The sequence below is a fragment of the Halomonas icarae genome (assembly GCF_009901955.1).
GTDB lineage: Bacteria > Pseudomonadota > Gammaproteobacteria > Pseudomonadales > Halomonadaceae > Halomonas > Halomonas icarae.
The window spans coordinates 2,686,981-2,712,488 of record NZ_WUTS01000001.1 but is presented as its reverse complement, the minus strand read 5'-3'; the positions used below and the strand labels follow the sequence as shown (position 1 = coordinate 2,712,488).

The window sequence follows — 25,508 nt, the reverse complement described above, 5'->3', positions numbered from 1 at the left end:
CGCCCACATAGGCGATCATCGCCCCGTTGTCGGTACAGAAGCGCCCGCGGGGGTAGAAGGCACGGGCGTTGCGCTTCTCGCACTCGTGCTCCAGGCGCTCGCGCAGCCGCGCATTGGCGCTGACGCCGCCGGCCACCACCAGCCGCTTGAGGCCGGTCTGGTCCAGGGCGCGGCGACACTTGATGACCAGGGTGTCGACCACCGCCTCCTCGAAGGCTCGCGCCACATCGGCGCGGGCCTGCTCGTCGAGCTCGCCGGCCGCCTCGAGCTTGCGAATGGCGGTGAGCGTGTGAGTCTTGAGGCCCGAGAAACTGAAGTCGAGTCCCGGGCGGTCGGTCATCGGCCGCGGGAAGCGCAGGCGGCCGGGATCGCCCCGCTCGGCCAGGCGTGCCACCTGAGGGCCACCGGGATAGGCCAGGCCCAGCATCTTGGCGGCCTTGTCGAAGGCCTCGCCGGCGGCGTCGTCCACGGACTCACCGAGCAGGCTGTAGTCACCCAGCCCGCGCACCTCGACCAACTGGGTATGGCCGCCGGAGACCAGCAGGGCCGCGAAGGGGAACGCCGGGCGGTCCTCCTCCAGCATGGGGGCCAGCAGGTGCCCCTCCATATGGTGGACGCCGAGCACCGGAATGTTCAGCGCTCTGGCCATGCCGTGGGCGGTGGCGGCCCCCACCATCAGCGCCCCTACCAGGCCGGGGCCCGCGGTATAGGCGATGGCATCGAGGTCCTGGCGGGTCAGTCCCGCTTCGTCGAGCACCTGCTGGATCAGCGGCAGCAGGCGGCGCGTGTGGTCTCGAGAGGCGAGCTCGGGTACCACGCCGCCATACTCGGCGTGCATGGCGATCTGGCTGTAGAGGGCGTCGGCCAGCAGGCCGCGCTCGGTGTCGAAGAGGGCGACGCCGGTCTCGTCGCAGGAGGTCTCGATGCCCAGTACGCGCATGGTGTCGGCTCGTTTACTCGGAAAAGGCCGCCATTCTACGCGTTATGGACACGGAAAGCATTTGCAAGAACTCGGTGTGGGGTCTAGAATGTCGTGCGCTGCAAGACTGGGTCGTGCACCCAGGTGGCGAAAACCGCGATCGAACCCCTCGTTTTCCGGCGCGCTCAGGCGTTCCGGGCGTTTGTTCTTCGCGAAACGTGCCACCCACAGGGGTGTGCGTACTAACCGAACTCTAGTTACCTAAGGTAGGTGAGTGCTTAATGCCTTCTGTTAAAGTACGTGATAACGAGCCGTTTGACGTCGCGCTGCGTCGCTTCAAGCGTTCCTGCGAAAAAGCCGGTGTTCTCTCCGAGGTGCGTCGTCGCGAGCACTACGAGAAGCCGACTGCGGAGCGCAAGCGCAAGGCGGCGGCCGCCGTCAAGCGTCACGCCAAGAAGCTCCAGCGTGAGCGCAAGCGCTTCGAACGGCTCTATTGATCCGTACTGGAGACGTCGGGCCCTAGGGCCGGGCGGTCTCAGGAGGACGCCAAGCGGCCGCCATCCGGTGGCCGCTTGTTTTTTCCGGGTCGATGGTGACTGCCGTCGCCCCAGGGTGATCACACCGCAGTCGTCGAGGTGATTCGACTTCATGGCCGGACAGATTCCCCAGCGCTTCATCGATGACCTGCTGGCTCGCGTCGACGTGGTCGAGGTGGTGGGCGAGCGGGTCAAGCTCAAGAAGGCCGGACGCAACTACTCGGGCCTGTGCCCCTTCCATCAGGAAAAGACGCCGTCATTCACCGTGAGTGCCGACAAGCAGTTCTATCACTGCTTCGGCTGTGGCGCTCACGGCAATGCCCTACGTTTCCTGATGGAGTACGACAAGCTACGCTTCCCCGAGGCGGTGGAGCAGCTGGCGGGGCGGCTGGGCATGGACGTGCCCCGCGAGGGCGCCGACGACCCCCGGGCCCAGGCGCGCGAGCGCAAGCGCAAGGAGGGGGTCAACCTGCTGGAACTCTCGGCCGCCTATTTTCGCGAGCGCTTGAAGATGCCCGAGGGGCAGGGCGCCCGGGACTACCTGGAGCGTCGCGGCCTGGCGCCGGAGGTGCTCGAGACCTTCGGGGTCGGCTATGCGCTGGATGGTTGGGAAGGCCTCAAGCGGCACCTGGGTGAGCGCGGCATCGGCGAGCCGGTGCAGGTGGAGTATGGCCTGCTGGTGCATCGCGAGGAGAGTGGTCGCACCTACGATCGTTTCCGCGACCGGGTCATGTTCCCGATCCGGGATATCAAGGGGCGCACCATCGGCTTCGGAGGCCGGGTGCTGGGCGATGCCAAGCCCAAGTACCTCAACTCACCGGAGACGCCGGTGTTCCACAAGGGGCGCGAGCTGTATGGCCTCTATGAGGCGCGCCAGGCCGATCACCGCCTGGAGCGGGTGGTGATCGTCGAGGGCTACATGGACGTGGTGGCCCTGGCACAGTTCGGCATCCGCAATGCGGTCGCCACCCTGGGCACCTCCACCAGCGAAGAGCATCTCGGGCGCCTGTTCCGGATGGTCAACGAGGTGGTGTTCTGCTTCGACGGCGACCGTGCCGGGCGCCAGGCGGCGACACGTGCGCTGGAGACGGCGCTGCCGCTGATGATCGACGGGCGCCAGGCGCGCTTCCTGTTTCTGCCCGAGGGGGAGGATCCGGACACCCTGGTGCGCCGGGAGGGCGCCGAGGCCTTCCAGGGCCGCATCACCTGCGCCAGCCCATTGTCGGAGTTCCTCTTCGATCAGGCGGCGGCGGGGCGCGACCTGGCCCATATCGAGGAGCGCGAGCGCTACGCCAGCCAGGTGTTGAAGGCGATCGGACGGCTGCCGGAGGGTGTGCTCAAGTCGCTGATGCTGACCGAGCTGTCGCGCCGCACCGGAGTCGAGGCGGCGAACTTCTCGGCCCTGCTGGCAAGGGGCGAGGTCGTCGCGGGCCGGGAGGCGCGTGGCGATGAGTCGCCGCCGGCCATGGCGGCAGGTGGCACATCGGCGCCACCGCCTCCTCGGGAGCAGGGGAGGGGCGCCTTCCCGCAGCGCTCTGGCGGAGCCTTGAGTCTTGTCGCGAGGGCCCTGCAGCTGCTGCTGCACGAGCCGGAGCTGGTTGCGCAGCTGCCCGCGGAGGATGACTGGTGTCCCGATGAGGAGCCGGATGGTCTGCTCTGCCGTGAGGTGATTCGCCTGCTCAGGGCGGGTGGCTACCGCAGCCCTCAGGTGCTGCTGGCACACTTTCATGGCAGCCCGGAAGGGGAGCGTCTGGCGGCGCTGGCGCGGCGCGAGCTGCTGATTCCGAAGGCGGCGCGTGGTCCCGAGCTGGAGGGCCTGGTGGGGCATTTTCGAAGGCATCGGCGCAGGCGCTCGCCTCAGGAGGAGTTCGACGCACTGCTGGCCAGGGAGAAGGCAGGGGAGCGGCTGTCACGGGAGGAGAGGCAGCGCCTGATGGCGTTGATCACCGAACTGCACCGCTGACCGGAAGGTCAAAAAGACATTCTGAGGACACTCCGGGCTGGCCGTACGGTTGATTTCTCTCCTAACATCCCCACATAGGAGACAGCGCTCGGCACCGGCGTAACCTGACAACCTAACACACCTGAGTAACCGCGCAAATAGATCGAACTGGCAGAAAGGTGCTTTCTGCCGCTATACTGTTCGGCTTTGTGAGTTTTCTCCACCCAGCGCTTCAGGTGTTTCATTCTTCTTCGTCGAGATAGGGTTTCTATGGCTGGAAATGCGCAGCAACAGTCGCGTCTGAAGGAGTTGATCGCGCGCGGCAAGGAACAGGGCTACCTGACCTATGCCGAGGTCAACGACCACCTTCCCGAGGATATCGCCGACCCGGATCAGGTGGAAGATATCATCGGCATGATCAACGACATGGGCATCAGCGTCGTCGAGGTAGCCCCCGATGAAGATACCCTGATGATGTCGGACCACTCCACCGACGAGTCGGCGGCCGAAGAAGCCGTGGCGGCCCTGGCAGCGGTGGAGAGCGACGTGGGTCGCACCACCGATCCCGTGCGCATGTACATGCGCGAGATGGGTACGGTGGAGCTGCTGACCCGCGAGGGTGAGATCGAGATCGCCAAGCGCATCGAGGAGGGCACCCGCGAAGTCATGTCGGCGCTGGCCTACCTGCCTGGCGCGGTGGATTCCATTCTCGAGGCCTACGATGCCACCCAGGACGAGGAAGCGCCGGGCCGCCTCTCCGATCTTTTTTCCGGCTTCATCGATCCCGACGAGGGCATTCCCGGGGTAGCCGAGGCGGAGGTGCCCGAAGAGGAGATCCGCGTCGGGGACGAGGATGAGGACGAGGAGGCCGAGGAGGAGAGCGTCGGTGGCCCCGACCCGGAAGAGTCACGCGCGCGCTTCGAGCAGATCCGCGAGAAGAATGCCGCCGCCAAGGCCGCCATCGAGGCCGAGGGTCGCAACTCCAAGGCGGCCCAGGATGCCCTGGCGCGTCTGGCCGAGCTGTTCTCGCCGATCAAGCTGGTACCCAAGCATTTCGAGCGTCTGGTCAACCAGGTGCGGATCAGTGTCGAGCAGGTGCGCGCCCAGGAAAAGGCGATCATGCAGCTGTGTGTCAAGAAGGCACGCATTCCGCGCAAGACCTTTATCAAGGCCTTTCCCGGCAACGAATCCGACCCCGAGTGGCTGGAGGCGTTCTCCGCCGAGCACCCCAAGTATGCCGAACGCCTGAAGCCGCTGAGTGCTGATATCCAGCGCGCCCAGCGCAAGATCGCCTTCGAGGAAGCGATGGTCTGCCTGCAGGTGCAGGAGATCAAGGAGGTCAATCGTCGTCTCTCCATCGGCGAGGCCAAGGCACGTCGCGCCAAGAAGGAGATGGTCGAGGCCAACCTGCGCCTGGTGATCTCCATCGCCAAGAAGTACACCAATCGCGGCCTGCAGTTCCTGGACCTGATTCAGGAGGGCAATATCGGCCTGATGAAGGCGGTGGACAAGTTCGAGTATCGTCGCGGTTACAAGTTCTCCACCTACGCCACCTGGTGGATCCGTCAGGCGATTACCCGCTCCATCGCCGACCAGGCGCGCACCATCCGCATCCCGGTGCACATGATCGAGACGATCAACAAGCTCAACCGGGTCTCCCGGCAGATGCTCCAGGAGATGGGGCGTGAGCCGACCCCCGAGGAGCTGGGCGAGCGTCTCGAGATGCCCGAGGACAAGGTGCGCAAGGTGCTCAAGATCGCGAAGGAGCCGATCTCCATGGAGACGCCGATCGGTGATGACGACGACTCGCACCTGGGCGACTTCATCGAGGACAGCTCCATGGTGCTGCCCATCGACTCCGCCACCGGTGAGGGGCTGATAGAGGCGACACGCAACGTGCTCGGTGGACTCACCGCGCGCGAAGCCAAGGTGCTGCGCATGCGCTTTGGCATCGACATGAACACCGACCACACCCTCGAGGAGGTCGGCAAGCAGTTCGATGTTACCCGCGAGCGGATTCGCCAGATTGAGGCCAAGGCGTTGCGCAAGCTGCGTCACCCCAGCCGTTCGGAGCCGCTGCGCTCCTTCCTGGACGAGTAATAACACCAGGCGCTTGTCACAACAGCAACAAGCGTTGCTAATGAAAAAGCCCCAGGGTGCAGTTCAGTTCAGAGCTGAACCCTGGGGCTTTTTCGTGGGTGCTTTTCGTGGACGCTGGAGGAGCGGCCGGTGTCTAGCTCAGCCGTTCTGTCGTGCCAGGGCCCAGCGCCGGGCGAGCAGGACCAGCTCGATGACCGCGATCAGCAGCACGGCATAGCCAAACAGCTCCACGACCTCCTCGGCGGCGCTCTTGAAGTCGCGAACATAGTTCTCCTGCAGGATCGCCTGCCAGAAGTCGCCACGTCCGTAGAGCCGCGAGAAGACATAGGTGGTCAGGAAGCCCGCCGCGAAGAGCCCGAAGGAGAAGCTGTTGGCATAGGCGGCGAACTCGGCCAGGAAGCGCTGCCGCTTGCGGATGACAACGAACAGGATCGGCAGAACGGTGAGGCTGACCAGTAGCTGCCAGGCACCATCGAAGAGGTAGGTATCGAGCAGGGCGTCCTGCTCGCGGATCAGCGAGGCGAATAGAAACCCGAACATCAGCAGGCTGATGTAGGGCAGGGTGCGGATCACCAGGTGGCTGTAGAGCAGCAGTCCGGCTGCGGTGGCCAGCAGGGCGGTCTGAGCCAGCTCGGTAAAGCCGCGCTCCGAGAAGCGCGCATCGGAAAGGTAGAGAGATTCATAGAAGACTCCCTGGGCGATGCCCGCCACGAGAAGGATATAGAACGTCGCGCGCAGGCAGGTGGCGCGAAAGCTGATGGGCCAGGAGGGGGCAGGCAGAGACTTATGTGGCATGGCGGAATTCGTGTGGGAGGGTAACAGTTGATGGGCATCTTACCCGCTCCGCCGTAGGGTGGCTAACTTCGCCGGCGACTTGTTTGCAAACTATTGAATTTCAGGGGCCTACACCATTAGTCGCGTTTTTATGCAGAGCCTATTGCCGAGCGGTAATGCATCCTCTAGCTTACGTTAACGTAAAGCCTGGCAACAACGATAACAGTACCACGGCGGGTCGCGTGGCGACCCCAAGAGGAAGGCTCATGACCCAGGAGTTAATACTGGAAACTCGCGGGTTGACCAAGGAGTTTCGCGGCTTCACCGCCGTGGACGATGTCAACCTCAAGGTCCAGGAAGGGCATATCCACGCCCTGATCGGCCCCAACGGGGCCGGCAAGACCACGGTCTTCAACCTGCTGACCAAGTTTCTGCCGCCGACCCGCGGCGAGATTCTCTATCGTGGCAAGCCCATCACGCGCATGAAGGCCAACGAGATCGCCCGTCTGGGGCTGGTGCGCTCCTTCCAGATCTCCGCGGTGTTCGGTCATATGACCGCCCTGGAGAACGTGCGGGTGGCTCTCCAGCGCAAGCTGGGCACCTCCTTCCACTTCTGGAAATCCGAGCGCAGCCTCGATCATCTCAACGACCGTGCCATGGAGCTGCTCGATGAGGTCGGCCTGGCCGAGTATGCCGATGTGCTGACCGTGGAGATGCCCTATGGCCGCAAGCGTGCCCTGGAGGTCGCCACCACGCTGGCTCTCGAGCCGACGATGATGCTGCTCGACGAGCCGACTCAGGGCATGGGAGCCGAGGATGTCGACCGCATCGTCGAGTTGATTCGGCGGGTCTCGGCGGGGCGCACCGTGCTGATGGTGGAGCATAACCTCAGCGTGGTCAGTCGCCTCTGCGACCGCATCACCGTGCTGGCCCGTGGCGCCGTGCTGGCCGAGGGCGACTATCAGGAGGTATCGCGCAATCCCCAGGTCCGCGAGGCCTACATGGGCAGCGAAGCGGCGGCAGAGGAGGCCAGCGCATGAGCCAGACAGCCGAAGCGATGCAGGATCCGGTCCACCAATACCAGGATCATGAAGGCGCCGAGATGCTGCGGGTCAGTGACCTGCACGCCTTCTATGGCGAGTCGCATATCCTTCACGGCGTCGATTTCGATGTGAAGCGCGGTGAGCTGGTGACCCTGCTGGGGCGCAACGGCGCCGGTCGCAGCACCACCCTCAAGGCGATCATGAACATGGTGGGTCGACGTACCGGCTCGATCATGATCAATGGCAACGAGGCGATGGGCATGAAGTCCCATCATATCCCGCGGCTGGGGATCGGTTACTGCCCTGAGGAGCGCGGGATCTTCTCAAGCCTCGACGTCGAGGAGAACCTGCTGCTGCCACCGACGGTGCGTTCGGGAGGCATGTCCATCGACGAGATCTACACGATGTTCCCCAACCTCTATGAGCGTCGGCGTAGCCAGGGCACCCGGCTATCCGGGGGCGAGCAGCAGATGCTGGCCATGGCGCGAATCCTGCGCACCGGGGCGCGACTGCTGCTGCTCGACGAGATCACCGAGGGGCTGGCACCGGTCATCGTCCAGGCACTCGGCGAGGTGTTGATCAAGCTCAAGGAGCGTGGCATGACCATCGTGCTGGTGGAGCAGAACTTCCGCTTCGCCGCGCCCCTGGCCGACCGTCACTTCGTGATGGAGCACGGCCGTATCATCGAGGAGATCACCGCCGCCGAGCTGCCCTCGCGTCGCGATCACCTCAACAGCCTGCTGGGCGTGTGACGGTGCGTTGGCCGTCCGGCAGTTTTCCTAGCGTCAACCGTATCGACAACAACAAACCGCCCCGCGTGGGCCACGGAGTCAAGCATGACCTTCAATCGCAAGATTCTCGCCTCCAGCGTAGCCCTAGCCGCCGCAACCCTGATGGCGACCGGCGCCCAGGCCAGCATGAGCGACGATGCCGTGCGCATCGGCTATCTCGCCGACATGTCCGGCACCTATCGTGATCTCGCCGGTCCGGGTGGCCTCGAGGCCCTGAAGATGGCCGTCGAGGACTTCGGCGGAGAGGTCAATGGCGTGCCCATCGAGGTGTTCAGTGCCGATGACCGCAATAGCGCCGATGTCGGGGCCAACACGGTACGTGAGTGGTTCGACACGCGTAATGTCGATCTGGTGGCGGGGCTGGTGGCCTCCTCGGTGACCATTGCCGCCACCAAGGTGATCGAGGAGAACGATGGCCTGGGCATCGTTTCCGGTTCCGCCGCGTCCAGCATTACCAACGAACACTGCACCCCCAACCATATTCACTGGGTCTATGACACCTACCCGCTCGCCAACGGCACCGCCAAGGCAGTGGTGGAACAGGGCGGCGACAGCTGGTTCATGCTCACCGCCGACTACGCCTTCGGCCATGCCCTGGAAGGCGACGTGACCAGGGTGGTGGAGGAGAATGGCGGTGAGATCGTCGGTGGGGTGCGACATCCCTTCCCCACCAGCGACTTCTCCTCCTACATCCTCCAGGCCCAGGGTTCCGGTGCCAAGATCGTCGGGCTGGCCAATGCCGGTGCCGACACCGTCAATGCCATCACCACCGCTAGCCAGTTTGGCCTGACCCAGTCCGGCCAGCAGCTCGCCGGCCTGCTGATCTTCCTCAACGACGTCCACTCCATGGGTCTCGAGGCGACCCAGAACCTGCTGCTCACCACCGGCTGGTACTGGGACATGGATGAGCAGGCGCGCGAGTGGGCCGATCGCTACTTCGAGCGGACCGGCAAGCGGCCGACCATGGTGCAGGCCGGCATCTACTCCAGCACCGCGCACTATCTGGAGACCGTGGCCGAGGCGGGTACCGATAACCCCGAGCAGATCCGGGCGGCCATGGCCGAGCGCCCCGTGGAGGACTTCTTCTCTCGCAATGGCTATATCCGTGAAGATGGCCGCATGGTCCACGACATGTATCTGGCGCAGGTGAAGACTCCCGAAGAGTCCGAGAACGAGTGGGATGTCTACGAAATCCTCTCCACGATTCCCGCCGAAGAGGCCTTCCGTCCGCTTTCCGAAAGCCAGTGTGATCTGGTCAACAACTGAGTGGATGCAGAATCGGCGGCGGCTTCGGCCGCCGCCACCTGAGGGGAGGTCCATCGCATGACAATGATTTTCGGTGTGCCGTTGATGGTATTTATGGGTCAGCTGATGCTGGGCCTGATCAACGGCGCCTTCTATGCCCTGCTCAGCCTCGGGCTGGCGGTGATCTTCGGTCTGCTGAAGATCGTCAACTTCGCCCATGGTGCGATGTATATGCTCGGTGCCTTCACGGCGCTGTTGGGGCTGCAGTACCTGGGGCTCAACTACTGGGCGGCCCTGCTGGTGGTACCGCTGGTGGTGGGTGGGCTGGGCATGCTGATCGAACGCTTTATCCTGCGCCGCATCGCTCACCTCGACCACCTCTACGGGCTGCTGCTGACCTTCGGTCTGGCGCTGATCTTCGAGGGGTCACTAATCAACTTCTTCGGGGTCTCGGGGTCCAGCTATCCCACTCCCGACGTCCTGCAGGGCGGCGTCAACCTGGGTTTCATGTTCCTGCCCATCTACCGTGGCTGGGTGCTGGTTGCCGCGCTTGCGGTCTGCCTGGCGACCTGGTTCATCATCGAGCGGACTCGCTTGGGGGCCTACCTGCGCGCCGGCACCGAGAATCCGGCCCTGATGCAGGCCTTCGGCGTCAACGTTCCCCAGCTGATCACCCTGACCTACGGCTTCGGCGTGGCGCTCGCCGCCTTTGCCGGGGTGCTGGCCGCACCGCTCTATCCGGTCTCGCCCACCATGGGCTCGAGCCTGCTGATCGTGGTGTTTGCCGTGGTGGTGATCGGTGGCATGGGCTCGATCATCGGTGCCGTCATCACCGGCCTGGCCATGGGGCTGATCGAGGGCCTGACCAAGGTCTACTATCCCGAGGCTGCCAACACCGTGATCTTCGTGGTGATGGTGGTGGTCCTTATGCTGCGTCCCGCGGGACTCTTCGGCAAGGAGGCTTGACACCATGTCGGCAACCCAGACCCTGACGCCTGCCATGAAACTTCGCCGCAAGGCCAAGATGCGTCGCAACCTCCTCTACCTGGCGCTGGTCGCCATCGCCCTGGTAGCCCCCTTCGTGGCCTATCCGGTCTTCCTGATGAAGGTGCTCTGTTTCGCACTGTTCGCCTGCGCCTTCAACCTGCTGCTCGGCTATGCCGGCCTGCTCTCCTTCGGGCACGCCGCCTTCCTGGCCACCGGTGGCTACTTTACCGGCATCATGCTGGCCAGCTACCCGGGGCTGACGCCCGAGCTTGGCATCCTGATCGGTACCTTCGCCGCCGTGGTGCTGGGCACGCTGTTCGGCGCCCTGGCGATCCGCCGGCAGGGTATCTACTTCGCCATGGTGACGCTGGCGCTGGCGCAGATGATGTTCTTCTTCTTCGTCCAGGCGCCCTTCACCGGCGGCGAGGATGGCCTACACGGGGTGCCGCGCGGCGAGCTGTTCGGGGTGATCAGTCTCGAGAGCAACCTCAACATGTACTACTTCGTGCTGGCGGTGTTCCTGATCGGCTTCGCGATCATCCAGCGTGCCGTGCATTCGCCTTACGGCCAGGTGCTTCGGGCGATCCGCGAGAACGAGCCTCGTGCCGTGTCACTCGGCTACAACGTCGATGCCTACAAGCTGGTGGCCTTCGTGCTCTCCGCCGGTCTGGCGGGTCTGGCGGGCTCGACCAAGACCGTGGTCTTCCAGCTCGCCTCGCTGACCGATGCCCACTGGCACATGTCCGGCGAGGTGATCCTGATGACCCTGCTGGGCGGCGTGGGCACGCTGTTCGGCCCCCTGGTGGGTGCCGGCGTGGTGGTCAGCCTGCAGACCCAGCTGGCGCAGTCGCCGCTCGGCAACTGGGTCAGCGTGATCCTCGGTGCCATCTTCGTGATCTGTGTGCTGAGCTTCCGCAGCGGCATCGTCGGCGAGATCCAGAAGGTGGTGCGCAAGAACTTCAAGTGACCCCCGGTTCCCGCGATGTTTTATTACGAAGACCTATGGCGCCCCGCGGGGCGCCTTTTTAATGCGCGCTGGACAGGCGTTGCGGCAGGTAGCTCACCAGGTGATCGAGAAAGCGCTGCAGCTTGGGCGAGCGCTGGCGATGGCGGGGGAAGACCGCCCAGACCGCCGTGTCGTCGTGGCGGTAGGCATCGAGCACCGAGATCAGGGCGCCGCTCGCCAGATGCTCATCCACGTAGTAGTCGGGCAGTTGGGCCAGCCCCAGTCCCTTCAGGGCGGCATCGAGCAGCGCAGGCCCCGAGTTGGCCCGCCACTGGCCACTGACGCGTACCTCGCGGCGCACCCCATCCACCGCGAAGCGCCACTGGTCGCGGCTGCCGATCAGACAGCGATGGCGAGAGAGTTCGGCCAGGGCATGGGGCTGTGAGATATGTTCGAAATAGGCGGGAGCGCCCACCACATATTCGCGGCGCTCGCACAGCCGCCTGGCCACCAGGCTCGAGTCCTCCAGTCGCCCCATGCGGATCGCCACATCGAACCCCTCGTCGATGATATCCACCTGGCGGTTGGTGAAGTGCATGCGGACCTCCAGCTGAGGGTGCTCGAGCAGGAAGTCGTTGACCAGCGGAGCGAGAAAGCGCTCGCCGAAGGTGGTGGCGGAGGTCAGGGAGAGACGCCCCTGGGGGCGGTCCTGGAGGTCATCGATCGCCGCCTCGGCCTCGCGAAAGCCGTCGAACAGATGGCGGCAGTGGCGGTAGTAGAGCGCCCCGGCGTCGGTCAGGTTGATCTGGCGCGTGGTGCGATAGAGCAGGGCGGTGCCCAGTTGTTGCTCGAGCTGACTGACCAGTCGGCTGACATGCGAGTTGGATACCGACAGCTCCCGCGCGGCCGCCGCAAAGGTGCCTAGCCGCACCACCTCGACGAAGGCTTCGATACGATCCCAGCGCTGCATGGACTCTCCTGAAGAATGCAAGATTGTTGCTGTATGGCAATAATGTAATGCTTTTGGTGCGGTTTATACCGGTTCGGTTTATCGCCTAGACTGTATCTGAACTTTCCCAAGCGAGGAGAACGATTATGAAGTCACGCGCCGCCGTTGCCCTGGAAGTGGGCAAGCCCCTGGAGCTGGTCGAGATCGATGTCGAGGGCCCCAAGGCCGGTGAAGTGCTGGTGCGCATGGCCGCCACCAGCGTCTGTCATACCGATGCCTTTACTCTCTCGGGTGCCGACCCCGAGGGCTTGTTCCCCTCGGTGCTGGGCCACGAGGGTGCCGGCATCGTCGAGGAGGTGGGCGAGGGCGTCACCAGCGTGCGTCCCGGGGACCACGTCATTCCGCTGTATACCGCCGAGTGTGGCAAGTGCAAGTTCTGCCTCTCCGGCAAGACCAACCTGTGCAGCTCGGTGCGCGCCACCCAGGGCCAGGGCCTGATGCCCGATGGCACGTCGCGCTTCTCGCTGGACGGCAAGGCGCTGCATCACTATATGGGCTGCTCCACCTTCAGTGAGTATACCGTGGTCCCCGAGGTGTCCCTGGCGGTGGTCTCCAAGGAGGCGCCGCTGGACAAGATCTGCCTGCTCGGCTGTGGCGTGACCACCGGCATCGGCGCGGTGATGAATACCGCCAAGGTCGAGCCGGGCTCCACCGTCGCCGTGTTCGGCCTCGGTGCCATCGGCCTGGCGGTGATCCAGGGCGCCCAGATGGCCAAGGCCAGCCGCATCATCGCCATCGATGTCAACCCCGAGAAGTTCAAGCTCGCCGAGCAGTTCGGTGCCACCGAGTTCGTCAACCCCAAGGATCACGCCGGCAGCATCCAGGAGGTGATCGTCGACATGACCGACGGCGGTGTCGACTACTCCTTCGAGTGCATCGGCAACGTGAACGTCATGCGCCAGGCGCTGGAGTGCTGTCACAAGGGCTGGGGCGAGTCGATCATCATCGGCGTGGCCGGTGCCGGCGAGGAGATCAGCACCCGTCCGTTCCAGCTGGTGACCGGCCGGGTCTGGAAGGGCTCCGCCTTCGGCGGCGTGAAGGGACGCTCGGAGCTGCCGGGCTACGTGGAGCAGTACATGAACGGTGAGATCAATATCGACGACTTCATCACCCACGACATGCCGTTCGAAAAGATCAACGAGGCCTTCGAGCTGCTGCACAAGGGTGAGAGCATTCGCACCGTGCTGCACTATTGATCGATACGCGCCCGTTACCGCGCGTGGTGATTGATAGGCGTCCGATGCTGAGGCATCGGGCGCCATCCTGTCGATCGGCGGCCGGAAGTTCCCGGCCGACAAGGAGAGTGAATTCATGACCATGACCGAGAACCTCGAACTGGTATCGGCCAACAAGAGTTTCGGCGGCTGGCACAAGCGCTACCGCCATCGCTCCCGGGCGCTGGACTGCGAGATGATCTTCGCCATCTACCTGCCGCCCCAGGCCGAGACCGAGCGGGTGCCGCTGCTGTGGTGGCTCTCCGGACTGACCTGCAACGACGAGAATTTCATGCAGAAGGCGGGCGCTCAGCGCGTTGCCGCCGAGCTCGGCGTGGCGATCATCTGTCCGGATACCAGCCCGCGTGGCACCGACCTTCCCGGCGAGCATGACAGCTATGACTTCGGCTCCGGGGCCGGCTTCTACGTCAATGCCACCCAGGAGCCCTGGAAGCGCCATTACCGCATGTACGATTATGTGACCGAGGAACTGCCCTCGGTGGTGCGCCAGCACTTCCCGGTCAATGGTCGCGAATCGATCAGCGGGCACTCCATGGGCGGTCATGGCGCACTGGTGGCGGCGCTGCGTCGGCCGGGACACTATCGCTCGGTATCGGCCTTCGCGCCGGTCGTCAATCCTACCGAGTGCCCCTGGGGGCAGAAGGCCTTCTCGAGCTATCTCGGCGACGACCGCGGCAAGTGGACCCAGTACGACGCCTGTGAGCTGGTAGCCCGGGGTGCCTCCAGCCAGCCGCTGTTCATCGACCAGGGTGAGGCGGATGACTTCCTCGAGGAGCAGCTCAAGCCCGAGCGTCTCGAGGCGGTGTGTGCCGAGCATGACCATCCGCTGACCCTGCGCCGACAGCCGGGGTACGATCACAGCTACTACTTCATCGCCTCCTTTATCGAGGAGCATCTGCGCTACCACGCCGAGCACCTGCACAAGAAGCGCTGATGACGCGTCCGGTCGCCTAGTCCGATCGCCAAGTTCTCCCGTGTGTGTGACGTGCCAGGCCCGTATACTGCCAGCTACAACAGACAAGCGGGCCTGGCACGAGGGGCGCAAGTGGAGAGAGATGCGATGCGATTGGGGCAGCCATGATCAGGACGCTACTTCGTAGAGTAACGGGGTGGTTATGGCGTGCCGCGCTGGGCTTCGTGGTGCTGTCGGTGCTGCTGGTGCTGCTGTTCCGCCAAGCGCCGGTGTTCGGCTCCATGGTGATGGTGGAGCGCAAGGTACACTCCTGGCTTGCTCGTGAACCCATCGATCTTCAGCATCGCTGGCGGCCTTGGGAGTCACTCTCCGATCATGCCAAGCTGGCGGTCATCGCCGCCGAAGATCAACGTTTTCTCGACCACCACGGCTTCGACCTGGTGGAGATTCGGCGTGCCTGGGAGGCGAGTCGCAACGGCGGCCGGCTGCGGGGTGCCAGCACCCTTAGCCAGCAGACCGCCAAGAACCTCTTCCTGTGGAGCGGGCGCAGCTGGGTCCGCAAGGGGCTGGAGGCCTGGTTTACCCTGCTGATCGAGCTGATCTGGCCCAAGCAGCGCATTCTAGAGGTCTACCTGAATATCGCCGAGTGGGACAGCGGCGTCTTTGGTCTGGAGGCCGCGGCCCAGCACTACTTCGGCGTCTCTGCCGGTCGGCTCGGGCCGCACCAGGCCAGCCGACTGGCGGCGATCCTGCCCGATCCGCGGGGCCGCGATGCCGCCCGTCCCTCGTCTGAGGTGGTCCAGCGAAGCGCCTGGATCCGCCGACAGATGCGCAATCTTGGCGGGACGGCTTACCTCGATCGACTATGACGGCTTGTCTGCTTCCCGAGTCTGCTCCCCGAGGTGTTCCACCAGGTGCTGTCGCATCGCCGCCGCCGCCGGTGACAGGCTGACATCGACCCGGCATATCAGCCCGATCTGACGCTCCACGTAAGGTTCCGACAGCGGCACGAAGCGCAGCCGCGCGCACTCCTCGGGAAATGCCAAACGCGGCAGGGTGGTGATGCCGATGCCCGCCTCCAGCATCGCATTCAGCGAGATCATGTTGGAGATATCGAAAGCGCTCTGCGCGAGCAGAGGCTCGGCGCCGGTTCCCGAGAGCAGCCGCGAGGTGCCATTGCGGATCAATACCTCTCCCTGAAGCTCCTGCCAGCTCAGCGCCTGGCGGTCGGCGAAGCGGTGGTCCTCACGGCATACCACCCCGATGGCATCGCGCATCAACGGGTAGAAATCCAGCTCGGCGTCCGCCTGCCACAGGCTGGAGATGCCGAGGTCCACCTCACCACCGGCCACCATCCGGCCCACGAAGTCGGCGTTGCCGTCGTGCAGGCTGACCCTGAGATCCGGGTAGCGCTGGATGAAATCACTGAGCAGGCGTGGCATCAGCCGGCTGGCCACCGAGGGCACGGCCGCCATGTCGATATGCCCGGCGCGCTTCTCCACCCGGGCGACCAGGTCCCGGCTGACCCGATCGTGCTGTGTCACGAGCTCGCGGAAGCGCGGCAGGCAGTAGGCCCCGAAGGGGGTGAGCGTCGCCTTGCCCCCCTTCTCGAACAGCGGCTCGCCCAGCCGCTGTTCGAGCTCACGTACCGCCATGGAGAGCGCCGGCTGGGTGCGGTGCAGATGGCGGGCGGCGGCATGAAAGCCGCCCTCGTCGACGATGGCCAGCACATAGCGGAGGGGCTGTATCTTGAGCTCGGGATGCATGAGGACCTCGGCGGGGCAGGGTGATAAGAAGACCTTATCATTTTATCTTTATTTTTGATTACCTCTTATCTTCGGGCATCGCCTAGGATGGCTTTGATCATATCTAGGAGGTTTCCATGTCCCACGTTCACGCTCTCTACATCAATGGCACCTGGGTCGAGGGTCAGGGCAGCATCGCCAACGTCAACCCCTCTGACACCAGCGATATCGTCGGCGAGTATGCCCAGGCCAGCGTCGCTCAGGTGGAGGAGGCCATCAGCGCCGCCAGGCAGGGCCAGAAGCAGTGGGCCAGGACTGGCCTCGAGCATCGCTATGGCGTGCTGATGGCCATCGGCGATGAACTGATCGCGCGCAAGGCAGAGCTGGGTGAACTGCTCGCCCGTGAAGAGGGCAAGACGCTGGCCGAGGGCATGGGCGAGGTCCACCGCTCGGGGCAGTTCTTCCACTACTACGGCGCCGAGGTGCTGCGCCAGATCGACGAGCGCGCCGAGTCGGTGCGGCCGGGCGTGGAGGTCGATATTCGTCGCGAGCCGGTAGGGGTGGTCGGCATCATCAGCCCCTGGAACTTCCCCATGGCCACGGCGGTGTGGAAGATCGCTCCGGCACTGGCCTTCGGCAACGCGGTGGTGTTCAAGCCCGCCAACCTGGTACCGGCCAGCGCCTGGGCCCTGACCGAGATCATCAGCCGCCAGGAGCTGCCTGCCGGTACCTTCAACCTGATCATGGGCTCCGGCGGCTCGGTGGGCGATGCGCTGATCTCGAGCCCCGAGATTCATGCAGTGAGTTTCACCGGCTCGCTGGAGGTGGGTCGCCGCGTGGCCGCCGCCACCGCCGCCAACCTGGTCAAGTGCCAGCTGGAGATGGGGTCCAAGAACGCCCTGATCGTGGCCGACGACGCCGACCTGGACCTGGCCGTGGAGGCCGCCTTCAACGGGGCCTACTCCGGTACTGGCCAGAAGTGCACCGCGTCCTCGCGACTGATCGTCACCGAGAAGGTCCATGACGCCTTCGTCGAGAAGCTGATCAAGCGGCTCGAGCGGGTCAAGGTCGGTCATGCCCTGGAGGAGGGCGTGAGCTTCGGTCCGGCCGCCGATGCCCGGCAGCTGGAGTCGAACCTGGCCTGGGTCGAGCGCGCCCAGCGTGAAGGCGCCAGGCTGGCCTTCGGCGGTGAGCGCCTCGAGCGCGATACCGACGGCTACTTCATGGCGCCGACGCTGTTCGTCGACACCACCAACGACATGCCGATCAACCGCGAAGAGGTGTTCGGGCCCATCGCCTGCGTGATCAAGGTGGCCGACGCCGATGAGGCCATTGAGGTGCTCAACGACACCCACTTCGGCCTGACCGCCGGCATCATCACCGACTCCCTGGCGCTGGCCAGCGAGTTCAAGGCCCGCGCCGAGACGGGCTGCGTCATGGTCAACCTGGCCACCGCCGGCACCGACTATCACGTGCCCTTCGGCGGTCGCAAGAACTCGAGCTTCGGCCCGCGTGAGCAAGGCCGCTACGCCCGCGAGTTCTACACCGTGGTCAAGACCTGCTACGTCAAGGCCAACTGAGCCAGGGCCCAAGAGAGGAGTCGAGCTGATGTCCAAGCAGATGCTGACGGTCGATGGCCTGCAGTACTCCAACTGGTCGAGGGAGATCTTCGAGCAGATGCGCGAGGGCGGCGTCGATGCCGTCCACGCTACCCTGGTCTACCATGAAACCACCCGCGAGACGCTCTCGCGGATGGGGGAGTGGAACCGGCGCTTCGAGGAGCACGCCGACCTGATCATGCCGGTGCGCCAGGCGAGCGATATTGAACGCGCGCGTCAGGCCGGCAAGGTAGGGATCTTCCTGGGTGCCCAGAACTGCTCGCCCATCGAAGACGACGTCGACATGGTGGAGGTGATGCGCGATCTGGGGTTGCTGATCATGCAGCTCACCTACAACAACCAGAGCCTGCTGGCCTGTGGTTGCTACGAGGCCGAGGATAGCGGCATCACTCGCTTCGGGCGCCAGGTGATTCGCGAGATGAATCGGGTCGGCATGGTCATCGACATGTCACACAGCGGTGAGCGCTCGACCCTGGACGCCATCGAACTCTCCAGCCGCCCGGTGATCATCTCTCACGCCAATCCGGCGAGCTTCCATCCGGCCAAGCGCAACAAGTCCGACACGGTGCTCAAGGCCATCGCCGAGTGCAATGGATTGCTGGGGTTCTCCGCCTACCCGTTCCATCTCAGGAACGGCTCGGACTGCACCCTGAGCGAGTATTGCGAAATGATCGCTCGCACTGCCGACCTGATGGGGGTGGAGCATCTGGGGATCGGTACCGATCTTTGCCAGAACCAGCCCACCTCGATCCTCGATTGGATGCGCAATGGTCGTTGGTCGAAAGAGATGGACTACGGCGAAGGCAGCGCCACCAACGCCGGCTGGCCCACGCCACTGGCCTGGCTGCGTGACAGCCGTGACTTCCCCAACCTGATCGAGGGGCTGCGTGGTGTCGGCTTCGCGGAGCATGAGGTCGCCGGGATCATGGGACGGAACTGGGTGGCGCTGCTGGAGCGTGCCGCCACGCCCGAGCAGGGCCTGAACCGGGTCGCCTGAAGGGAAGAAATCAACGGTCACAAACATAAAAATCACAACAGCGGCCCCGCTCCCCTAGGGGCCCTACGCCAGAGGCCACTCTGATGTCGTCAACCAAGACCAATACCAATATCGCTACTAGTACCGACGCCACTACCAATACCGACACTACCGAAGATTCGCTGCCTGCCGGCCAGCACCGACTGGGCGATCCCGTCGTGCTGACCCTGAGCATCGGCTTTATCGTGCTGTTCGTGGGCCTGTCACTCTATGATATCAACGGCGTCGCCGATGCCATTGGCGCAGGCTTCGCCTGGACGGCCAAGGCCCTCGGCGCCTACTTTCAGTTGCTGTTGTTGCTGACCTTTCTGGTCGCCATCGGTCTGACCTGCACGCCCATGGCCAGCGCACGCATCGGCAACACCTTTACGCCGGAGCTCTCCACCTTCAAGTGGGTGTCGATCATCATGTGCACCCTGCTGGCCGGTGGCGGGGTGTTCTTCGCCGCTGGCGAGCCGATCTACCACTTCGTGACGACGCCGCCGTCATTCGACACCGAGGCGGGCACTGTCGACGCCATCGCGCCGGCACTGGCCCAGTCCTTCATGCACTGGGGCTTTCTGGCCTGGGCGGTACTGGGCAGCCTGACCTCCATCGTGCTGGCCCACGCCCACTACGACAAGGGCCAGCCGCTGCAGCCGCGGACACTGCTCTATCCACTGTTCGGCGAGCGCATCATGAGCGGCATGTTCGGGGGTGTGGTCGATGCGCTCTGCGTCATCGCCGTGGTCGCCGGTACCGTGGGTCCCATCGGCTTTCTCGCCACCCAGGTGAGCTTCGGTCTGCATGAGCTGCTCGGTGTGGTCAACAACTACACCACCCAGCTGATCATCCTGATCTGCCTGGGCGCCATCTATGTCACCTCGGCGGTTACCGGCATCGACAAGGGCATCCAGCTGCTGAGCCGCTTGAATGTCTTCCTGGCGCTCGGCATCGCGGCGGTGATCTTCCTGTTCGGCCCCACGCTGTTTCTGGTCAACGCCTTTACCCAGGGCTTTGGCGAATACCTGACCAATTTCTTCACCATGTCGACCATGACCGCCCAGAGCGCACCGGACTGGTGGATGCAGTGGTGGACGGTGTTCTTCTTCGCCTGGTTCATTGGCTATGGTCCGCTGATGGCGATCTTCGTCGCGCGCATCTCCAGAGGGCGCACGATCCGTCAGATGATCCTGACCGTTGCCGTGCTGGCGCCCATCGCCACCACGATCTGGTTCACCCTGCTGGGAGGCTCGGGCATCTTCTATCAGTTCACCGGGGTGATCGACCTGAGCGAGGCACTGAGCAACTTCCAGTTCGACGTGGCTACCCTCACCGTGGCCCAGGCACTGCCCGGTGGCACCTTCATGGCGCTGGCGATCCTGGTGCTGACCACCATCTTCGTTGCCACCACCGGCGACTCGATGAGCTATGCCATCGCCGTGGTCGGCGCCGGCCACGACAGGCCCAGCTCGCTGATCCGTGCCTTCTGGGGCATCACCATGGCACTGATGGCGGCAATCCTGCTGTACATGGGCTCCGGTCAGATCAGCGCCCTGCAGCAGTTCATCGTGCTCACCGCCATTCCGGTGTCGCTGGTGCTGCTGCCGTCACTATGGACTGGCCCCCAGGCCGCCATCGCCATGGCCCGCAATCAGGGGCTTGTCTCCCGGGATCTGCGGCCGATCGCGGTCCCGCCAGCCTCGTCAGCGCCGTCGTCACAGCCAGGCTCGGCGCCCTCTCAGGAGCAGTAACATGATCGATCGCGTTTCTCCGCTCGAGGAGAGCCTGCGCCTGCGTGCCCCGGAGCGGGTCATGGACCTTGAGCGCCTGGGCAGCCTGCACCCCAGCCGTCTGAGCTTCGTGCGCAGCCTGATACGCCAGATGGCACGCCAGCGCTGGCAGATCAGCACGACGCGTTTCGATCTCGACGACGACGGCCACGGCACGGCCATCTATCGTCTGCAGACGCCGCGCGGTCGCTATCATGGGGTGATCTTCTCCCAGCCGCTGCCCGATGATGCGCGTTCGGATCGCGTCATCGCCGAGGCCTGGGACGTGACCTTCGGCGTGGTCGAGGGAGATGTGGACGACGCCCTGCTCGAGCAGATGGCGGCCAACGTGCCGCTGCAGGAAGCCGGCCGCCAGCACCCGCGCCTGCTGGTGCTCTCCCGGGCCAATCGCAGCCTGCGCAACTTCGCCGCCTTTAGCGAGGCGCTCAGCGCCGGCCAGCAGCCCGACCCCAGGTGGATCACCCGGGTCGGCTACCTGTATCGCACCACGGCCGTCTACGGTAACGGCAAGTTCGGCATCGCCGACTTCGACCGCCTGCGTGACAACCCGGACTTCCAGCGGCCCTTCTCGGCCCAGATGCTGGGAGTCTACCTGCTGCGCCACTTCTCCATCGAGCAGATCGAGCACATCGCCAGGCGCCAGGCGCCGGCGACTGCCGTCGGGCTCGCCACCCCGCTGCGGCGCTATCTGGGGATCGGCAACTCGACCGGGCTCGGCATGGCCCCGTTTCTGATCAACCATCCGCAGTTGATCGAGCAGTGGGTCGAGAGTCGTGAGCAGGCGCTGGCCCAGATCAGTGCCCAGCAACCCGACGAGGAGCAGCGTGCCGCGCTGATTGCACTGGTTAGCCGTGCCCAGCGCCATCTGGAGCAGACCGTCACCGAGGATGTCGAACAGAGTGCGCGCAATGTCGAAACCGCGGCGGCCCTGCCCGAGGTGCGCATCTGGCTCGAGCAGGTGCCGTTGACCGACGGCCTCTGGCAGGAGCTGGTCGAGTGGGGTCACCGGACCCTGTCGCTGGAGACCCAGGAGTTGATCAACACCCTGCTGCTGGAGATCTACCCGGACATCGTCGAGCCCTTTGAGGACCGCATGGGCGTCGATGAGCGCATGGAACTGACGCCGGAAATGCCGCTGGTGCGCCTGAAACAGCTGATCGAGACCCACTATGACTGGGCGCTCTCCTATGACTTCGACGACCCCGACAATCGCTACTGGTTCTGGTATCGCTCCGTCGAGAAGGAGGAGCCACGGCTTGGGGTGCGCGATCACGAGCCCGGTGCCGACCGCGAGCTCAAGCTGGCCATCGCCCCGCGGGTAGCGGATACCCATCGCGTCATCAGCGACTATCTGGGTAACCACCCTCGCGCCTCGGTGGTCGACTTTCTGATCCAGCATTCGCGTCACAAGGAGATCGTGCGCCGCATTCAGACCATGGTCGAAACGCCTTTCGGCGAGATTCGGGCCAACCTCTGGGCTCGCGACATGAAGCCCATGCATCTGCTGCGCACCAAGCTATCGTTCTTCGGCGCCAGCCGCTTCGACCCCAAGTCGGACCGCTGGGTACGCATCACCCTGTTCCAGGGGGCACCGCTGGTCGAGGAGCTCAATGCCGAGCCCGATGACCTGCGTGCCTTCGACGACTGGAGCTTTCCGCTCGAACCATCGACAAGCAACGCCGAGGATAACCCCACCCCCACTACCACCGGAGTCACGACATGAAGGTCTCCTACAACGAGCTCCAAGGACTCTGCCGCAAGGCCTTTCTGGGCCTGGGCTTTGAAGATGGCGATGCCAGCGATGCCGCCGACATGGTCGCCTGGATGCAACTCCATGAGCTCGATGGACTGGAGGCCCTGAACCGTGGCCTCGATTATCTGCTGGCCGAGCAGCATGCCCAGGAGCATGCGCCGGTGCAGCTCTATTCCGATGGTGATCTCGCGGTACTCGATGGCCAGGGTCATAGCGTTCTCAGAAGCTCGAGCCTGGCGCTGGAGCTCGGCTTCGCCAAGGCGCGCGCCCGGGGCCTCTCGGTGATCAAGATCCGGCGCTGTCACAATCGCCAGCTGATCATGGGCTATCTGGCTCGCATCGCCGGGCGAGGCATGAACGTCACCGCCTTCTGGCGCAACGCCCAGGCCCCGGAGGGCAGCGACCAGCCGCCGCTGACAGAGCAGGTGGTCGGCTTTCGTGCCAACAGTTCGGTGCCCGAGATCCGCGTCTATGCGGTGAAGCAGGTACCCGAGGAGAACGAGCCAAACGACGGCATCACGCTGGTGTTTGCCAACCATGTCGACCTGCTGCCGTCGATGCGCTCCGAGTTCGACTACGAACTGCTGGCCCGCCATGAGGAGTCGACGCTGCTGGCCTGTCGCGAGCGGGCCATGCTCGATGGCATCCCCATCAACGACGGCGTGTGGAACAGGCTCAAGGATCTGGCTGCCCGCATCCTGGTCGAATCCACCGATGCCTCCCGCGGTGGTGCCGGAGCCGGAACCACCGACAACGATTGAGTCATCGACTCATCGAGTGACGACCAGGCCCGGTGCTCAGCCACGAGGAGCGCCGGGGCCTCGCTGTCCTCCCATCGATCTGTCCGCCCATCCCCTATCCACCAATCCACCTATCCAGCACCCCAGAGAAGGACACCCGCATGGTTCAGCCCGTTATCACCGACCTGTTCGCTTCCCGCGCCCCGCTGTCATGGGCAACCGTGGGCAATGGCATCCTGTTCACCGCCCAGATTCCGATCGACGACCAGGGCGAGGTCGTCAGCGGCGGCATTGAAGCCCAGACCCGCCAGACGCTGGACAATCTGGTTCATACCCTGGAGTGCGCCGGCGGTGGCGTCGAGAACCTGACCCAAGTACTGATCTACGTGACCCGGCGCGAAGACCTCGCCACGGTCAACAAGCTCTACGCCGAGGTGGTGAAGGCTCCCTATCCCAATCGTGCCGCCATCATCGTCTCGGGGTTCGCACGCGAAGAGATGCTGGTCGAGATGGTGGCCTACGCTGCCATCGATGAGGCAAGCTGACGGAGGCGCTGGCGGCTGCCTGGAGATTGTCCTGGCGCGGGGCAGGTGCCACCATAGAGATGAATCATATCAACGCACGCGAATATAGAACCCGCTGACCGTCGCGCCTCTTAACAATTATGACAACGAGCTCGTTATGACTGTGGAGATCACTCAACCGAAGCGTCGCCGCGGCAGGGCCCGTGGCCGCGAACTGGCCCCGCTGGCGCTCGCCGGGCTGCGTCGCCTGCTGGGCGATGAACGCAGCGACCCCAGCCTGCAACGCCGCGACCGCCTGATCGAGCATCTGCATGCCATCCAGGATGCCCATGGCCACCTGGCCATGGTCGAGCTGCGGGCGCTGGCCGCCTACATGAACCTGCCCATGGCGGCCATCTACGAGACCGCGACCTTCTACGCCCACTTCGACGTCGTCCACGACGATGAGACACCGCCGCCGGCGGTGACGGTGCGCGTCTGTGATTCACTCTCCTGCCAGCTGGCCGGCGCGGAGGCTCTGAAGGCAGAGCTCGAGGCCGGTGCCGCCCCGGGAGCGGTTCGCGTGGTGCGCGCGCCCTGCATGGGGCGTTGCGATAGCGCGCCGGTGGTGGAGGTGGGGCACCACCATGTCCGCTACGCCAGCGTGGAAGGGGTCGAGGCGGTGATCGATACCGGCCACTTCCACCCCGAGACGGTTCTCTGGCAGCGTCTGGCCGACTACCGCGAGGCCGGTGGCTACCGACTGCTGAATGCCTGCCGCGACGGCGAAGTGAGCGTCGAGAGGCTGATCAAGGCCTTCGAGCATGCTGGACTGCGTGGCTTGGGTGGCGCCGGCTTTCCGCTCTACCGGAAGTGGCAGGCGGTCCGCGCCGAGCCGGGCCCTCGCTATGCGGTGATCAATGCCGACGAGGGCGAGCCCGGTACCTTCAAGGATCGCTTCTATCTGGAGCGCGAGATCCACCGTTTCCTGGAGGGCGCCCTGGTCGGCGCCTGGGTGGTGGAGGCCGAGGCGCTCTATATCTACCTGCGCGATGAGTATCCCGGCCTGCATCGGGTGCTGCACAAGGCCATCGACGAGCTTGAGGAGGCCGGCCTGGTGGCGCCGGGCCATATCGTGCTGCGTCGCGGTGCCGGCGCCTATATCTGTGGCGAGGAGTCGGCGCTGATCGAATCCCTGGAGGGCAAGCCCGGCAAGCCCCGCCATCGTCCCCCCTTTGTTGCTCAGAGGGGGCTCTTCGACCGTCCGACCCTGGTCAACAATGTCGAGACCGTCTACTGGGTCCCGCGTATCTGGGAGCAGGGGGCCGAGTGGTTTGCCGGCCAGGGACGTCATGGTCGGCGTGGTCTGCGTAGCTTCTCGGTCTCCGGCCGGGTCAAGCGCCCCGGGGTGCACCTGGCTCCGGCGGGTATCACCCTGCGCGAGCTGCTGGAGGAGTACTGTGGCGGCATGGCCGAGGGCCATCGCCTGCTGGGCTACCTGCCCGGCGGCGCCTCCGGGGGAATCCTGCCGGCCAGCAAGGCGAACATCCCGCTCGATTTCGATACCCTGCAGGAGCATGGCTGCTTCATTGGCTCGGCGGCGATCGTCGTGCTCTCGGACCAGGATGATCTGCGTGCCGTGGCCAGCAACCTGCTGGCCTTCTTCGCCGACGAGTCCTGCGGACAGTGCACGCCCTGCCGTGTGGGAAGCGAGAAGATGCTCACCCTGCTCGAACGCGACGAGTGGGATGTCCCGCAGCTCGAGCGGCTCGCCCGGGTGATGATGGATGCCTCCATCTGCGGCCTGGGCCAGGCCGCGCCCAACCCGGTGATCAGCCTGCTGCGCGACTTCCGCGGTGAGCTTGCCGGCCGTAATCTGATCGCCAAGGGGTGAGGAGGG

The 25,508-nt window shown here is 64.6% G+C and carries 22 protein-coding genes; 18 read left to right on the top strand and 4 right to left on the bottom strand.

The features are described 5' to 3' along the window. Window positions 1-940, bottom strand: a 940-nt coding sequence (gene tsaD / locus GRB80_RS12320; RefSeq protein WP_237561989.1) for a tRNA (adenosine(37)-N6)-threonylcarbamoyltransferase complex transferase subunit TsaD, incomplete at its 3' end; no start/stop codon positions are given. Between the two features lie 260 nt (window positions 941-1,200). Here tsaD and rpsU point away from each other — a divergent pair. The 3 genes from rpsU (at window position 1,201) to rpoD (ending at window position 5,497) form a co-directional block, all read left to right on the top strand. Then, a complete protein-coding gene (gene rpsU / locus GRB80_RS12315) occupies window positions 1,201-1,416 on the top strand; it encodes a 30S ribosomal protein S21 (protein WP_016416934.1) in 216 nt (71 codons plus the stop codon). A 151-nt stretch (window positions 1,417-1,567) separates the two neighbouring features. Next, the gene (gene dnaG, locus GRB80_RS12310) at window positions 1,568-3,418 is read left to right on the top strand and encodes a DNA primase (RefSeq protein WP_161423774.1); all 1,851 of its coding nucleotides are present in this window, start codon (window positions 1,568-1,570) and stop codon (window positions 3,416-3,418) included. 249 nt (window positions 3,419-3,667) lie between these two features. Beyond that, on the top strand, window positions 3,668-5,497 hold the full coding sequence (rpoD, locus tag GRB80_RS12305) for an RNA polymerase sigma factor RpoD (RefSeq protein ID WP_161423773.1): 1,830 nt from the start codon (window positions 3,668-3,670) through the stop codon (window positions 5,495-5,497). 138 nt (window positions 5,498-5,635) lie between these two features. Here rpoD and GRB80_RS12300 read toward each other — a convergent pair whose 3' ends face one another. Beyond that, window positions 5,636-6,292: a hypothetical protein gene (locus tag GRB80_RS12300; protein ID WP_161423772.1), complete on the bottom strand. Its 657-nt coding sequence runs from the start codon at window positions 6,290-6,292 to the stop codon at window positions 5,636-5,638. A gap of 245 nt (window positions 6,293-6,537) precedes the next feature. Here GRB80_RS12300 and GRB80_RS12295 point away from each other — a divergent pair, with 245 nt between their 5' ends. The 5 genes from GRB80_RS12295 to GRB80_RS12275 all read left to right on the top strand — a co-directional run bounded on the left by GRB80_RS12295 (window position 6,538) and on the right by GRB80_RS12275 (window position 11,304). Beyond that, entirely contained in the window at window positions 6,538-7,311 is a 774-nt protein-coding gene (locus tag GRB80_RS12295; RefSeq protein WP_132041933.1) for an ABC transporter ATP-binding protein, read from the top strand. Next, a complete protein-coding gene (locus GRB80_RS12290) occupies window positions 7,308-8,066 on the top strand; it encodes an ABC transporter ATP-binding protein (protein ID WP_374708599.1) in 759 nt (252 codons plus the stop codon). The genes GRB80_RS12295 and GRB80_RS12290 overlap by 4 nt, the downstream gene beginning before the upstream one ends. An 84-nt stretch (window positions 8,067-8,150) precedes the next feature. Next, the gene (locus GRB80_RS12285) at window positions 8,151-9,371 is read left to right on the top strand and encodes an ABC transporter substrate-binding protein (protein WP_132041932.1); all 1,221 of its coding nucleotides are present in this window, start codon (window positions 8,151-8,153) and stop codon (window positions 9,369-9,371) included. A 57-nt stretch (window positions 9,372-9,428) separates the two neighbouring features. After that, the gene (locus GRB80_RS12280) at window positions 9,429-10,316 is read left to right on the top strand and encodes a branched-chain amino acid ABC transporter permease (RefSeq protein ID WP_132041931.1); all 888 of its coding nucleotides are present in this window, start codon (window positions 9,429-9,431) and stop codon (window positions 10,314-10,316) included. A gap of 4 nt (window positions 10,317-10,320) precedes the next feature. Beyond that, on the top strand, window positions 10,321-11,304 hold the full coding sequence (locus tag GRB80_RS12275; RefSeq protein WP_132041930.1) for a branched-chain amino acid ABC transporter permease: 984 nt from the start codon (window positions 10,321-10,323) through the stop codon (window positions 11,302-11,304). Between the two features lie 58 nt (window positions 11,305-11,362). Here GRB80_RS12275 and GRB80_RS12270 read toward each other — a convergent pair whose 3' ends face one another. Then, a complete protein-coding gene (locus GRB80_RS12270; RefSeq protein ID WP_132041929.1) occupies window positions 11,363-12,253 on the bottom strand; it encodes a LysR family transcriptional regulator in 891 nt (296 codons plus the stop codon). 125 nt (window positions 12,254-12,378) lie between these two features. On the opposite strand from GRB80_RS12270, the gene GRB80_RS12265 reads away from it, so the two are divergent. The 3 genes from GRB80_RS12265 (at window position 12,379) to mtgA (ending at window position 15,309) form a co-directional block, all read left to right on the top strand. Beyond that, on the top strand, window positions 12,379-13,488 hold the full coding sequence (locus tag GRB80_RS12265) for an S-(hydroxymethyl)glutathione dehydrogenase/class III alcohol dehydrogenase (protein WP_161423771.1): 1,110 nt from the start codon (window positions 12,379-12,381) through the stop codon (window positions 13,486-13,488). A 115-nt stretch (window positions 13,489-13,603) separates the two neighbouring features. Next, a complete protein-coding gene (gene fghA / locus GRB80_RS12260) occupies window positions 13,604-14,461 on the top strand; it encodes an S-formylglutathione hydrolase (protein ID WP_132041927.1) in 858 nt (285 codons plus the stop codon). A 143-nt stretch (window positions 14,462-14,604) separates the two neighbouring features. Next, entirely contained in the window at window positions 14,605-15,309 is a 705-nt protein-coding gene (gene mtgA, locus GRB80_RS12255) for a monofunctional biosynthetic peptidoglycan transglycosylase (protein ID WP_161423770.1), read from the top strand. On the opposite strand, the gene GRB80_RS12250 is transcribed toward mtgA, so the two are convergent. Beyond that, on the bottom strand, window positions 15,304-16,206 hold the full coding sequence (locus GRB80_RS12250) for a LysR family transcriptional regulator (RefSeq protein WP_161423769.1): 903 nt from the start codon (window positions 16,204-16,206) through the stop codon (window positions 15,304-15,306). The two genes, mtgA and GRB80_RS12250, sit on opposite strands and share 6 nt — an antisense overlap. A 116-nt stretch (window positions 16,207-16,322) precedes the next feature. On the opposite strand from GRB80_RS12250, the gene GRB80_RS12245 reads away from it, so the two are divergent. The 7 genes from GRB80_RS12245 to GRB80_RS12215 all read left to right on the top strand — a co-directional run bounded on the left by GRB80_RS12245 (window position 16,323) and on the right by GRB80_RS12215 (window position 25,502). Beyond that, window positions 16,323-17,765 (top strand): aldehyde dehydrogenase family protein, encoded by a 1,443-nt coding sequence (locus GRB80_RS12245; protein WP_161423768.1) that lies wholly within the window; start codon window positions 16,323-16,325, stop codon window positions 17,763-17,765. A 28-nt stretch (window positions 17,766-17,793) separates the two neighbouring features. Continuing rightward, window positions 17,794-18,801 (top strand): dipeptidase, encoded by a 1,008-nt coding sequence (locus GRB80_RS12240; RefSeq protein ID WP_202597221.1) that lies wholly within the window; start codon window positions 17,794-17,796, stop codon window positions 18,799-18,801. An 83-nt stretch (window positions 18,802-18,884) separates the two neighbouring features. Beyond that, on the top strand, window positions 18,885-20,573 hold the full coding sequence (locus tag GRB80_RS12235; protein ID WP_132041923.1) for a BCCT family transporter: 1,689 nt from the start codon (window positions 18,885-18,887) through the stop codon (window positions 20,571-20,573). Window position 20,574: 1 nt separating this feature from the next. Continuing rightward, window positions 20,575-22,335, top strand: coding sequence for a hypothetical protein (locus tag GRB80_RS12230; RefSeq protein ID WP_161423767.1), 1,761 nt, complete (start codon window positions 20,575-20,577; stop codon window positions 22,333-22,335). Continuing rightward, window positions 22,332-23,126, top strand: coding sequence for a DUF3726 domain-containing protein (locus GRB80_RS12225; RefSeq protein ID WP_132041921.1), 795 nt, complete (start codon window positions 22,332-22,334; stop codon window positions 23,124-23,126). Before GRB80_RS12230 ends, GRB80_RS12225 begins: the two co-directional genes overlap by 4 nt. 140 nt (window positions 23,127-23,266) lie before the next feature. Beyond that, window positions 23,267-23,650, top strand: a complete 384-nt coding sequence (locus GRB80_RS12220; RefSeq protein WP_161423766.1) for a RidA family protein — start codon at window positions 23,267-23,269, stop codon at window positions 23,648-23,650. 136 nt (window positions 23,651-23,786) lie between these two features. Then, a complete protein-coding gene (locus GRB80_RS12215; RefSeq protein WP_161423765.1) occupies window positions 23,787-25,502 on the top strand; it encodes an NADH-ubiquinone oxidoreductase-F iron-sulfur binding region domain-containing protein in 1,716 nt (571 codons plus the stop codon). Window positions 25,503-25,508 lie beyond the last annotated feature (6 nt).

What these genes read in the sequence shown, in the direction of transcription:
- GRB80_RS12265 (WP_161423771.1), top strand. Translation starts at nt 12,379, where the DNA reads ATGAAGTCACGCGCCGCCGTTGCCCTGGAAGTGGGCAAGCCCCTGGAG.
- GRB80_RS12235 (WP_132041923.1), top strand. Translation starts at nt 18,885, where the DNA reads ATGTCGTCAACCAAGACCAATACCAATATCGCTACTAGTACCGACGCC.
- GRB80_RS12280 (WP_132041931.1), top strand. Translation starts at nt 9,429, where the DNA reads ATGACAATGATTTTCGGTGTGCCGTTGATGGTATTTATGGGTCAGCTG.
- GRB80_RS12270 (WP_132041929.1), bottom strand. Translation starts at nt 12,253, where the DNA reads ATGCAGCGCTGGGATCGTATCGAAGCCTTCGTCGAGGTGGTGCGGCTA.
- GRB80_RS12295 (WP_132041933.1), top strand. Translation starts at nt 6,538, where the DNA reads ATGACCCAGGAGTTAATACTGGAAACTCGCGGGTTGACCAAGGAGTTT.
- GRB80_RS12240 (WP_202597221.1), top strand. Translation starts at nt 17,794, where the DNA reads ATGTCCAAGCAGATGCTGACGGTCGATGGCCTGCAGTACTCCAACTGG.
- mtgA (WP_161423770.1), top strand. Translation starts at nt 14,605, where the DNA reads ATGATCAGGACGCTACTTCGTAGAGTAACGGGGTGGTTATGGCGTGCC.
- GRB80_RS12220 (WP_161423766.1), top strand. Translation starts at nt 23,267, where the DNA reads ATGGTTCAGCCCGTTATCACCGACCTGTTCGCTTCCCGCGCCCCGCTG.
- rpsU (WP_016416934.1), top strand. Translation starts at nt 1,201, where the DNA reads ATGCCTTCTGTTAAAGTACGTGATAACGAGCCGTTTGACGTCGCGCTG.
- GRB80_RS12215 (WP_161423765.1), top strand. Translation starts at nt 23,787, where the DNA reads ATGACTGTGGAGATCACTCAACCGAAGCGTCGCCGCGGCAGGGCCCGT.
- GRB80_RS12230 (WP_161423767.1), top strand. Translation starts at nt 20,575, where the DNA reads ATGATCGATCGCGTTTCTCCGCTCGAGGAGAGCCTGCGCCTGCGTGCC.
- dnaG (WP_161423774.1), top strand. Translation starts at nt 1,568, where the DNA reads ATGGCCGGACAGATTCCCCAGCGCTTCATCGATGACCTGCTGGCTCGC.
- fghA (WP_132041927.1), top strand. Translation starts at nt 13,604, where the DNA reads ATGACCATGACCGAGAACCTCGAACTGGTATCGGCCAACAAGAGTTTC.
- GRB80_RS12245 (WP_161423768.1), top strand. Translation starts at nt 16,323, where the DNA reads ATGTCCCACGTTCACGCTCTCTACATCAATGGCACCTGGGTCGAGGGT.
- GRB80_RS12300 (WP_161423772.1), bottom strand. Translation starts at nt 6,292, where the DNA reads ATGCCACATAAGTCTCTGCCTGCCCCCTCCTGGCCCATCAGCTTTCGC.
- GRB80_RS12275 (WP_132041930.1), top strand. Translation starts at nt 10,321, where the DNA reads ATGTCGGCAACCCAGACCCTGACGCCTGCCATGAAACTTCGCCGCAAG.
- GRB80_RS12225 (WP_132041921.1), top strand. Translation starts at nt 22,332, where the DNA reads ATGAAGGTCTCCTACAACGAGCTCCAAGGACTCTGCCGCAAGGCCTTT.
- GRB80_RS12290 (WP_374708599.1), top strand. Translation starts at nt 7,308, where the DNA reads ATGAGCCAGACAGCCGAAGCGATGCAGGATCCGGTCCACCAATACCAG.
- rpoD (WP_161423773.1), top strand. Translation starts at nt 3,668, where the DNA reads ATGGCTGGAAATGCGCAGCAACAGTCGCGTCTGAAGGAGTTGATCGCG.
- GRB80_RS12285 (WP_132041932.1), top strand. Translation starts at nt 8,151, where the DNA reads ATGACCTTCAATCGCAAGATTCTCGCCTCCAGCGTAGCCCTAGCCGCC.
- GRB80_RS12250 (WP_161423769.1), bottom strand. Translation starts at nt 16,206, where the DNA reads ATGCATCCCGAGCTCAAGATACAGCCCCTCCGCTATGTGCTGGCCATC.